Consider the following 11,991-nt stretch of genomic DNA (forward strand, 5'->3'; position numbering starts at 1 on the left):
ATCGTTAATTATTATAGTTTTAAACCTCTTAGTCTCAAGGCATTGATAATAACAGATACGGAGCTGAAAGACATTGCCAAAGCTGCAATCATAGGAGATAGTAAAATTCCGAAAACCGGATATAACACACCAGCTGCAATTGGGACACCAAGTACATTATAGAAAAAGGCAAAAAATAGATTTTGTTTAATATTTCTCATAACAGCATGGCTTAAATTCTTGGCTTTTACGATACCCTGTAAATCGCCTTTGACCAGAGTTATTTTGGCACTTTCAATAGCGACATCTGTTCCTGTTCCCATTGCTATTCCAATGTTGGCTTGTGCCAATGCCGGCGCATCATTTATACCATCGCCAGCCATGGCTACAATTTTGCCTTCTGCCTGCAATTTTTTAATTTCTTTGAGTTTGTCTTCGGGTAAGCATCCAGCTTTATAGGTTTTTAATCCCAATTCATCAGCAACTGCTTTAGCTGTATTGACATTGTCACCAGTCATCATGATTACTTCGACACCCTGGCTCATTAATTCTTTTATGGCTTCTTTGCTAGAAGTTTTAATAGCATCTGTTATAGATACAAAACCAACAGCAACTCCATCAATGGCTATGTATGAAACCGTTTTACCTAATTTTTGTTCGGTAATTATTTTGTTTTCTAAATCGTCAGAAACTGTTGCCTTGACTTGCTCCATTAGTTTTTTATTGCCTAATGCCACTTTTTTATTAGTCACTGTTCCTATAACACCCTTTCCGGCAACGGCTTCAAAATCTTTTACTTCGATTAAAGAAATGGATTTTGTTTTGGCATAAATTACCACAGCTTGTGCCAATGGATGTTCACTATATTGGTTTAAGGAAGCAATGCTTTGCAATAAGTCACTATCGTTGTTATTGGATGCATAAATTTTTTCGACAGATGGTTTTCCTTCGGTGATGGTTCCTGTTTTATCGGTAATTAAAACATTAACCTTATTCATGTTCTCTAAAGCCTCAGCATTCTTTATCAAAACGCCTGATTGTGCTCCTTTGCCAACACCAACCATTACTGACATGGGAGTTGCCAGACCCAGAGCACAAGGACAGGCTATAATTAATACAGCAATAGCATTTATAAAGCCATACACCAATGCTGGTTCGGGACCAAATTTTGCCCAAACAAAAAAGGTTATTGCCGATATAATGACCACAATTGGCACAAAGTACTTGGAGATACTATCTGCTAATTTCTGAATTGGAGCTCGTGAACGACTGGCATCATTTACCATTTGCACGATTTGAGATAGCAAGGTTTCGGAACCTACTTTTTCGGCTATCATCACAAATGATTTGTTTCCGTTTATTGTTCCGGAAATTACGTTATCGCCTTTCTTTTTATCAACCGGTATTGGCTCACCAGTAATCATGGCTTCATCTATACTGCTTTCCCCATCGGTTATTTTACCGTCAACAGGAATTTTATCTCCGGGTTTTACTCTCAATAAATCGCCTTTTTTGATGTCGTGGATTGATATTACTTTATCACCGCCATCAATAACCAAAGTAGCTTCAGTTGGCGCAAGTTTTAATAATTCTTTGATAGCTCCGCTGGTTTGGCTGTGTGCCCTTGCTTCGAGTAATTGTCCTAACAAAACTAAAGTCAGAATAACTGTTGTTGCTTCAAAGTATAATAATACAGTTCCGTGTTCTGTTTTGAATTCACTTGGAAAAATATCCGGAAAAAACATTCCGACTAAACTAAATAAAAATGCCACTCCCGTTCCAATTCCGATGAGTGTGAACATATTCAGATTCCAAGTAATAATTGATTTCCAGGCGCGGACAAAAAATACCCAACAGGCATAAAAAACAACAGGAAGAGATAAAATAAGCTGTACCCAGTTCCATTTGTCCGCATCCATTAGTTGCAATAAAGGATTATTGTGTGCCATTTCAATCATGGCAATGGCGAAAATGGGAACTGTAAACACAACTGCTATTTTCATTTTCTTAACCAAATCTTTATAAGTCCTTTGGTCTTCGCTTTCGCTTGGTTCCATTGGTACTAAATCCATACCGCATATAGGACAGGAACCCGGAGTTTCACTAATTACTTCGGGATGCATTGGACAAGTATATAGTGTCTTGTTTACGGTTAGTTCAGGTGCTTTGACTAGATCCATTCCACACACAGGACAATCGCCCGCTTTGTCATAGACTTTTTCGCCTTCGCAATGCATTGGGCAATAATATTTACCAGCGGCGTTGGTTGGTATAACAGCCTCTTTTTTATAATTATGCTCATGAGTAGAACAACATGACTTTGCAGCGGATTCATTAGTTGTAGTATCTTCTGTAGTTTTATCATTGCTCATTTCTATGGTGTATTTTCCAACAGTCGTCAGTGCTTCCTGCAACTTTGATGTTGGAATGTGTTTGTCCATAGTAATTATGGCCACTGGTGGGCTTAATGAAACTTTTGCTTCAATACCATCAATAGTATTCAATGCTTTCTCGACTTTAGAGCGACAACCATCGCAAGTCATTCCGGTAATGCTGTAAGTATGTATCATTTTTTATATTATTTTAATACAAATTTCTATCATAACTGCTTTTTGTATTTGCAAAATTTTGGGTTTGATTTGCAAGATTTATAAGTCTTCGATTTGCTTTCGTTTAATGGTTTTTATATTCTTAAAGTGTGTTGGTGAAAAGCCGGTTACTTTTTTGAATTGATTACTTAAATGTGAAACGCTACTATAGTTTAAAGAGTAAGCTATTTGGCTTAGGGATAATTCATCATAGATGATCAACTCTTTTACTTTCTCAATTTTCAGATTAATGAAGTATTTTTCAATTGTTGTGTTTTCTACTTCGGAAAAGAGGTTGCTCAAGGTATTATAGTCTTGGTGTAGCTCTTGGAATAGAAACTCGGATAGATTTGTTTTTAAATGATTGTTTTTATTTTGAACCAAATCAATAATCAATGTTTTAATCTTATTGATAGTTTTGCTTTTCCTATCATCAATCAAATCAAAGCCTACAGCATGAAGCTTTTTTAATAATTCGTTTTTTTGGATTTCCTGAATGTCATTTTTCAATTCAACTTCACCTAAATCAACTGAAACAGGATTGATGCCCATATTTTCAAATACAGATTTTACTACTATCTTGCAGCGGCTGCATACCATATTTTTAATGTACAGTTTCATATGATAATGTTTAAATTGATTTAGCGATTTTATCCATTATTGAATGGTCTGAGCCGAATTTGCAAATTGCATCACAATTGGCCCTTAATTCTGAAAAAAGGATGTACTTAATATTCATTTTTGAATTTTTTATAACAGGTCTGTTAAGTTGTTGAATAACATCTTTTTCGCGATTGTCAGGGATTATGATATAAAAAACTTCATCACCATCAGAAATACTGAAATAAAGGTCGGAAAGGCGTAAAATACCTGAGTAAATACTGGTGCTTTTTTCAACTTCAAATGCCCCAATAATATTGTTTGTTCCTTTTTCAAACCATAATACATCTATGAGTTTAATGGTGTTTTGCGTGTCTTTATCACAGGGCAATTCAGGAAATTTATTTATAGCCATAAAAGAAAAACTTTGACCATTGAAGGCTTTGCTTTTATCATTACTTGCCGGGGTAACATCGAATCCTAATGACGCTCCAATTTTCAATAAATGGTATTGCATCTCACTATGCAGATTATCTTCCTTTTTTTCTTCTATAATTTCTTTTTGGCGTTTTACTATGTTTTTTTCAAATTTATAACGCTCTTCTTCACTCAAATAGTCATCATTTCCTATGAGCATTTTTTGAGTGCCAATTTCAAAACACAAGCCTGCGATTGCACCTAAATCATTGGACAGTTCCGATTTGAATTTGGAATTTGTTTCCAGTAATGTCTCTCTAATTTTTAAGTATTCACTCCAGCTTCCGAGTTTTTTTTTGTCCTTGAACAAGAAATTAAAACCGTTTACAATTGCCGTGTTGAAAGGCGGAAACCAGGTTGGGTGCAAGAAATACAAAATACTGGCAACGGCCGGACCAAGTCCCTTAATTTTAAGTTCGTCGAGTTTTACAATTTCCCTAAGCACCTGTTCTTCGTTTTTTGCATTAATGCAATTTTCCAAGAATTGGCCAAAAGCAATTTTATTGGTTTGATTTTCATAGATGTCAGGAATTCGGAGTTTTGGTTTCCAATAAAAAGGATGTGAAACCCCTACAAATACCTGTTTTTGCTCGGCAATACAATTGAGCACAAATTCTAAGCTGCTGTTTTTAAAATCATTTGGAAATGATTTGTTTTTTATATCTTCAACAACCTGAATAATGCCTCGACGGATAGTTCTGAACGCTTTTAACCGTTGGTCATTATCCACAAACCAAGTATTATAAACACTTTCTGAATCGTTTTTGTATTGCTGTATTATTTGATTAAAATTGTTCATCCTTACTGTTTAAATTACATTTTCATGCCTTCCATCGGGTCGCTGCCTTTGCGGAATTTATATTCGCTATTGATGGCATAGGCTCCTGTTATCACTACTTTTTGATCATTGGCAATTTTTGTTTTGATTTCTATCAGTCCATTGGTTTCAATTCCTGTTTCTACCATTAGATTTTCATAAACTCCCGGTTTTTTTTCTACCCAGATGTAGGATGCGTTTTGTTCTCTAATTACTGCATCGGTAGGAATGTAGATTCCTTTACCGCCGGAAATCATCAATTTTGCAATGGCCTGCATTCCCGGTTTTAAGATTAGATTTTGATTTGGGACTTCAAATCGAATCAATAGTAAACGGGTTTCCGGGTTTATTTCGGGATTGATAAATGAGACTTTAGCACTTATAGATTTATCGGGAAAATCGGCAAAAGTTATGGTAGCATTTTGACCTATTTTAAGACTATTGAAATAGTTGATATTTACTTGTGTTTCGAGCCAAAGTTTACTTAAATCGGTTACTTTAATTATTGGAGTTCCTTCCATGACATAACTCCCTTCAACGGCAGTTATTTCAGAAATTGTACCACCGACAGTGCTGTAAAATGTGGTATAGGGCGAAACATCTTTGTTGCTTTTTATATTCTCAATTTGAGTGTTGGACAAACCATAGAAGAGAAGCTTTTGTTTGGCCGCATTCATTATGTTTTTTGCATTTTTTCCAAAATCACCGGGCATCTCCAATTGTTTAAAGGCAGTATAATAGTCTTGTTTTGCTATTGCAATATCTTCACTGTACAATTGATATATTGGCTTGTTCTTGGATAGGTAATCACCCGTAGATTTGAAATACAATTTTTCAATTCTGCCCATTGCTTTTGAAGAAAAGGTTTTAGATTTTTCTTGATTGAATGTTAAAACACCTGTGTAGTTTTGTTCTAAATTGTTTTGTGTTTGTCCTATAACTTGAGTTGTGATATTACCAAGTTGAATTTGTTGTTTACTTAAACTTATTTGGTTAACCTCACTATCATCCTGTTTTATGGGTGTTAACTCCATGTGGCAAATAGGACACTTGCCGGGTTTATCTTCTTTTACTTGAGGATCCATAGAACATGTATAAAAAGTAGTTTCTTTATTTTTATCATGTTGAGAGTGGTCTTCTTTTTTATTCTCATGCTGAGAATGGTCTTCTTTTTTAGAAGAATTACAAGCTGTAAATATTAGGGAAAGCAATAAAAAGATGCCTATTTGATTTAAATTTTTCATACTTACTCCGTTTTAATAAAGCTTTCGCTATCGATTAAATATTGTGCATTTTTTGCAATAGTATCACTAACAGAAATACCTTTAATGATTTGAATATAACCGTTCAGTTCAAACCCTGTTTTTACCGGTGTTGCTTTAAAACCATTGTGAGATTTAACAAAAACAATTTTTTTATTACCTGTACTTACCAATGCGTTTTTTTGTATCCAAAGACCGCTAATTGACCGTGTTTTTATAATACCTTGCAATCTCAAACCTATCGGCAATTTGAGTGTATTGTTGTTTAAATAAACCCTAATTCTATTGGTTTTGTCGGTAGCATTAAATTGTGTTTCAATAAAATTTATTTTCGCTTCTATTGATTCTTCAGCATTGAGTTCAGAAGTTATTTTAATGGCTTGATTGACTTCAATAAAACTGCTGCTTTCCTGAGTAATGTTGAATACTCCCCAAACTTTATCAGTATTTACTAATTTAAACACAACTTCTCCTTTTTTGACATAGTTTCCTTCTTTTAACTCAAGTTTTTCAGTACTGTTATTCATACTTTGCATTGCAGAATTTGATGGAGTAACCATTGTTTCTGACCCTATGACAATTCCATTAGAAGGACTGTAAATGGCTATTTTAGGATTGGCTTTTTTTGAATTAGCTAAAGCACTTATTTGATTTTGAGTCATACCGTAAAGCAACAACTTTTGTTTTGATGCCTCAATAATTGAGCTGTTATCAATATCATTTGAAAGTAAATAAATAAAGTTTTCTTGCTCAGTTAAAAGTTCAGGGCTATATAAATCAAATAATTTTTGTCCTTTATTAATTCGTTGGTATTTAAAATTCACATATATTTTTTCAATTCGGCCACTTATTTTTGCTGCAATATTTACCGCTGAATTTGGGTCATAAGCGACAGTGCCAGGAAGATTGATTTCACCACTTAAAGTTGAATCTATTGCTGTTATAGTTTGAAATTTACCCACTACAAAGTTATCTGTTGGCTTGATGACATTTTCAATATTATAATCTTCAATAGCATGATTGTCAATTACTTTTTTTACTAAAGTCATTCCGCAAATAGGGCAGTTTCCAGGTTTATCTCTAATAATTTGCGGATGCATTGAACAGGTATAGACAACGTTTTGATGAGAGCTTGCGTCATGTACTTCAGGTTTTATGACATAGAAATAAATAGCAGAACCGATTATTGCTATTATACCTAGAATCAAACCATATTTTATATACTTATTCATAGTTACTTAATTTCGAGTTGTTTTTCGATTTCGACCTGAGTGTTTAGTATGGACTGCAATTTGTCGAGAGCGTCCATTTGGGCCATGTTCAAAGCTTCCCATGCGTCTAAGACAATGAACAAATCACCAGTGTTATTTTGCCAAGCCAAAACGGCGGTATCATAATTTTTGCGCAATGAAGGGATGATGCTTTTTTCGGAGATATTGTATTGTTTATTGAGGTTAGAAAGCTCTGTATTCATGCCCGAAATCATTCCAACTGTTTCATTTAAAATCATTTGTTTTTGCCAATTGAGACTTTCATTTTTAATTTGAAAGCTACTGATATTGGCTTTGTTCATTTTTGTTGACCAAGGCATGGGGATAGTCATCATGCCCATTAGTGAGAATTGCTGTGGCTGTTGTCCAAAAGCAAACATGTGGTCATATTTAACTCCAAATTCGGGTAGAAATTTTGATTTTTCTGCATCAATTTTCAGTTGGTTTACTTCCATGGTTCTTTTGATGGCATTTATATCACTTCTGTTTTTGGAAATTGATGAGGTGTCCAATAGTTGTGAATTGTATTCCTTTAGTTCGAATGCTTCTTCAATTTCAAACACCATATTTTTATCTCTTGACATTAGAGTGTTGAGCATAATTCTTTTTTGTGAAATATCATTCTGAAGCATTATAATCATACTTTCTAACTCATTATATTGAGATTTTGCTTTATAATAAGTGGGGAGTTTATCCATATTGTACTGGTATCTTATTTCCATGCTTTTTATCATGTATTTTAAGAGTAGTAAGTTATCATTGGCCACTTTGACTTTTTTGTTTAGTACAAGCCATTGATAATAATTTGTCTTGGCTATAGCATAAAGCTGATTTAAAGTGTAATTTTTGTTTTCTTTTTCAACAGATGACATTGCGTTCATATACTTGTATTCGGCATTTTGTTTTTTTGAATTGGGAATCATTTGTGAGACTCCAATCATATAACTGCCCATGCCAGGACTCATATCATCTGCTTTCCACATTTTGGTATTGTAGGGCGTCATAAAAAAACCGGTTTCTACTTGAGGTGCCATCCAGCTTTTAGCCCCTTTTGCAGCAGCATCCATACTTTGGATATCGGCATCATACATTTTTAGCTGCGGATTATCGGTTTTGATTGTGCTCAAGATATTATCCAGTGAAACAATCTGTGCATTAGCAATTGTAAAGCTTAAAATCAAAAAGCTTATAACGATATAATATTTATTCTTTAACATCTATAAGTTCTATTTTGCCTTTAGTTTTTAATTCGTGAAGTTTCACCATTTCAAAAACAATAGGAGTTACTAATAATACATAAATTGTAGAAGTAATTGTCCCACCAATAAGAGGAACTGTGATAGGTAACATTACATCGGCACCTGTACCTGTTGCCCAAAGTATCGGAATAAGACCAAATAAAGAAACAGAAACCGTCATTAGTTTTGGTCGCAACCTTTTGGCTGATCCATCAATAATATATTGTCTCAATATTTCTTCGGTGATAACCTCTTTGCTATTTCCGTATTTCTCAACCATTTTGTTCATAGATTCATTCAAATAAATGGTCATTAACATTGCTGTCTCTATAGCCATTCCAAACAATGCAATAAAACCTACAGCCACTGCTACTGACAAATTGATTCCGTAGAAATAGACCATAAAAACACCACCGATTAAAGCAAAAGGCACTGTTATCATTGTAATGAGGGATTCTTTCATGGAGTGGTAAGTAAAATATAAAATAAGGAAGATAATTATCACCACAATTGGTAGTATCATGCTTAGCGTTTTATTGGCTCTCAACTGATTTTCCCACTGGCCACTCCATTCAATGTAATATCCTTTTGGCATTTTAGACATCATTGAATTTAATTTTTTCTGAGCTTCTTTCACAGTACTACCTAAATCTCGATCACGTACATTAAACAGCACACTTCCCCGAAGCATGGCATTTTCGCTATTTATCATAGGCGGCCCATCGCTTATTTTTACCTCTGCAATGGTTTCTAACGGAATTGGGCCATATTGCATCGTTTGGACTTGCAATTTTTTCAGTGCATCAATACTGTTTCTATATTCTTGTGCATATCTTGCATTTACAGAGAAGCGTTGTCGTCCTTCAATTGTAGTTGTCAGTTTCATTCCTCCGATAGCTGCTTCAACAACTGCATTAATATCGTCAATTGAAAGGCCGTATCTGCCCAAAAGCTCCCTCTTTGGCTCAATGTCAATGTACCTTCCACCAGTTATTGGCTCCGCATACAAATCTTTTACACCCGAAGTACCTTCGAGTGCTTTTTTGATTTTTTGAGATAGTGCATTAATGGTATCTAAACTTTCTCCATAAACTTTAATTCCAACATCTGTTCGAATACCAGTAGATAGCATGTTTATTCTATTAATGATAGGCTGTGTAAAGCCGTTGGTTACTCCCGGAATTTGGAGTTTATTATTTATTTCGGTTATAATATCATTCTTTGTTTTTCCTTCTCTCCATTCACTTTGAGGTTTTAATAAAATGATGGTTTCAATCATGCTAATAGGGCTATTATCTGTAGCAGTATTGGCTCTACCAGCTTTTCCCAATACATGGTCTACTTCGGGAATTGATTTTATCAATTTGTCTTGAACCTGCAATATTCTTTTTACTTCCGAGTTTGAAACATCGGGCAAGGTAACCGGCATGAAAAGTACTGAACCTTCATCCAATGGTGGCATAAACTCGGAACCTAAACGAGTAAACATGACTAAACCGATTAGTAAAGCTACTACATTAATTCCTAAAACCGTTTTCCTCCATTTCAAACAAAAAACCAAAATAGGAGTGTATACACTTTCCAGTTTTTTATTGATTGGGTTTTTATTCTCAGGACGAAGTTTACCTTTTAATAAAAAGCTTATAAGCACCGGTGTGAGTGTAATGGCTAAAAAAGCATCAACGATTAGAATGAATGATTTTGTCCAAGCCAAGGGACTAAATAATTTTCCTTCCATACCTGTGAGTAAAAAAACCGGTAGAAAAGACGCAATTACGATCAGTGTTGAGTAAAAAACACCCGGTCCTACTAACTTTGATGATTTTTCAATTAGTTGAAGTTTTTCATCAGAGGATAAAGGGTCGTGTTCCTTTTTAAATAAATTTTTAATTTTTTCTATCATCATACCAATTTACTTGTTATCAATCATTTCTTCTTGTTTCTCTGAGATTGTCCTGTAGGCGTTTTCAACCATTACAATTCCATCATCCACAACAACTCCAATAGCGAGTGCAATACCGGTTAATGACATAATATTAGATGAAATACCAAATGCTTCAAGCAATATGAAGCCAATTGCTACGGATATAGGAAGTTGAATTAAGATTATAAGGGCGCTTCTCCAATGGAACAGAAAAATTAAGATAACGAGTGAAACTGCTATCATTTCTTCTATAAGTGTTCCCTTGACAGATTCAATAGCTTTTTCGATTAACTCGCTTCTGTCATAGGAAGTTTTAAATTTCACTCCTTCGGGCAATCCTTTTTCAACTTCTTTCATCTTTGCTTTAACCGCTTTGATGACTTTATCAGCATTTTCGCCGTAACGCATTACCACTATACCGCCTACGACTTCCCCAGTTCCGTTTTGGTCAAAAATTCCAAGGCGTAAATCTCCACCCATTTGTACTGAACCTATGTCTTTTACCTTCACAGGGATAGAATTGTAATTTTTAATCGAAATATCCTCGACATCTTTACTGTTCTTTATGTAGCCTAAACCTCTAATGATATAAGACATATTACTCATTTCAAACTTTCGGCCGCCTACATCATTGTTATTAGCCTTAACAGCATTCATTACTTCCATCATACTGACATTATAATACTGCATTTTTAGTGGATCTAAAACCAATTGATATTGCTTTTCAAAACCTCCGAATGAAGCAACTTCTGCTACACCGGGAACAGTTTGCAGTGCAAATTTCACATACCAATCCTGTAAGGCACGTTGTTCCCCAAGATCCATTCCGTTAGCTTCCAAATGATACCAAAAAATATGGCCAACACCTGTACCATCTGGTCCTAAGGTTGGAACAACATTTTGTGGAAGTAAACGTTGGGCATAATTTAATCGTTCCAACACACGGGTTCTTGCCCAGTAGGTATCTACATTGTCTTCAAAAATGATATAGACAAAGCTCATCCCAAACATGGAGGCTCCCCGTATATTTTTAACTTTTGGTATCCCTTGAAGATTAGAAACCAAAGGATAAGTTACTTGCGCTTCGATTACCTGTGGGCTTCTACCCATCCACTCGGTAAATACAATAACCTGATTTTCTGATAAATCAGGGATAGCATCTATAGGATTTTGTTTCACGCTATAGATTCCCCACACAAATAAACAAGCCGAAACCAGTAGCACAATTGCTCTGTTTCTAAGTGAGAATGTAATTAGTTTTTCTACCATTTTTGTCTTTTTTCTTCCTTTTAAATAAAATTAATCAATTGAGTCCTTTTACATTATGATATATATCACATATTCAAAATATAGGAGAGCACTTAATTTTCCGACAAACTGTTGTTTTCATTTATTGAATTAATCCAGGTAATTATTTCCTGTTTTTGCGCCTCATTAAGTATTGCATCATGATGTAATTGCGTGTAGGAACTTAAAGGCATATCACCCGATTTAATTTGTTTGCTTATTGCTTCTAACTCACTTTGCTGCTTTCGATTTGAATAACTGCCAAACTCATTAAAATTTAACTCTTTCTTTCCATCACTAATATGTGTTTCTACAAATATTCTGGCAGGTTGAATGTAATCGTACCACAAATATTTGGTGTTGTTACTGTGACAGTCATAACAAGCTATTTGCAATGAATTGAGAACTGATGGTGGCACATTATAATTGTTTGCAAAGTTTTTCCCAATATCGAACGAATTACTTATATTCTGTTTTGGTTGGTAGAATTGAATGGCTACAAACACTAAAAAGAATACTAATGCAATCTTTTTCAATTTGCGTTTCAT

At 34.6% G+C, this 11,991-nt stretch carries 7 protein-coding genes and 1 pseudogene; all 8 read right to left on the reverse strand.

All coding sequences use genetic code 11. The features are described 5' to 3' along the window. Positions 1-11: 11 nt before the first annotated feature. Complete coding sequence (locus ACZ098_RS10030) at positions 12-2,549, reverse strand: heavy metal translocating P-type ATPase (protein WP_487311622.1); 2,538 nt, start codon at positions 2,547-2,549, stop codon at positions 12-14. Between the two features lie 78 nt (positions 2,550-2,627). Continuing rightward, positions 2,628-3,188, reverse strand: coding sequence for a helix-turn-helix domain-containing protein (locus tag ACZ098_RS10035; RefSeq protein WP_026704792.1), 561 nt, complete (start codon positions 3,186-3,188; stop codon positions 2,628-2,630). 10 nt (positions 3,189-3,198) lie between these two features. After that, positions 3,199-4,443: a hypothetical protein gene (locus ACZ098_RS10040; RefSeq protein WP_026704793.1), complete on the reverse strand. Its 1,245-nt coding sequence runs from the start codon at positions 4,441-4,443 to the stop codon at positions 3,199-3,201. A gap of 14 nt (positions 4,444-4,457) precedes the next feature. Then, complete coding sequence (locus tag ACZ098_RS10045; protein WP_026704794.1) at positions 4,458-5,705, reverse strand: efflux RND transporter periplasmic adaptor subunit; 1,248 nt, start codon at positions 5,703-5,705, stop codon at positions 4,458-4,460. Between the two features lie 2 nt (positions 5,706-5,707). Next, a complete protein-coding gene (locus tag ACZ098_RS10050; RefSeq protein WP_026704795.1) occupies positions 5,708-6,955 on the reverse strand; it encodes a heavy metal-binding domain-containing protein in 1,248 nt (415 codons plus the stop codon). 2 nt (positions 6,956-6,957) lie between these two features. Then, on the reverse strand, positions 6,958-8,121 hold the full coding sequence (locus ACZ098_RS10055) for a TolC family protein (RefSeq protein ID WP_487311623.1): 1,164 nt from the start codon (positions 8,119-8,121) through the stop codon (positions 6,958-6,960). 76 nt (positions 8,122-8,197) lie between these two features. Next, a pseudogene (locus ACZ098_RS10060) lies at positions 8,198-11,425 on the reverse strand (efflux RND transporter permease subunit). 92 nt (positions 11,426-11,517) lie between these two features. Continuing rightward, positions 11,518-11,991, reverse strand: a complete 474-nt coding sequence (locus ACZ098_RS10065) for a heme-binding domain-containing protein (protein WP_487311624.1) — start codon at positions 11,989-11,991, stop codon at positions 11,518-11,520.

The sequence above is a fragment of the Flavobacterium sp. SP2 genome (genome assembly GCF_057626655.1).

Bases quoted from the DNA above. Each gene is read 5' to 3' on its own strand.
- ACZ098_RS10030 (WP_487311622.1), bottom strand. From the start codon at position 2,549: ATGATACATACTTACAGCATTACCGGAATGACTTGCGATGGTTGTCGC.
- ACZ098_RS10035 (WP_026704792.1), bottom strand. From the start codon at position 3,188: ATGAAACTGTACATTAAAAATATGGTATGCAGCCGCTGCAAGATAGTA.
- ACZ098_RS10040 (WP_026704793.1), bottom strand. From the start codon at position 4,443: ATGAACAATTTTAATCAAATAATACAGCAATACAAAAACGATTCAGAA.
- ACZ098_RS10045 (WP_026704794.1), bottom strand. From the start codon at position 5,705: ATGAAAAATTTAAATCAAATAGGCATCTTTTTATTGCTTTCCCTAATA.
- ACZ098_RS10050 (WP_026704795.1), bottom strand. From the start codon at position 6,955: ATGAATAAGTATATAAAATATGGTTTGATTCTAGGTATAATAGCAATA.
- ACZ098_RS10065 (WP_487311624.1), bottom strand. From the start codon at position 11,991: ATGAAACGCAAATTGAAAAAGATTGCATTAGTATTCTTTTTAGTGTTT.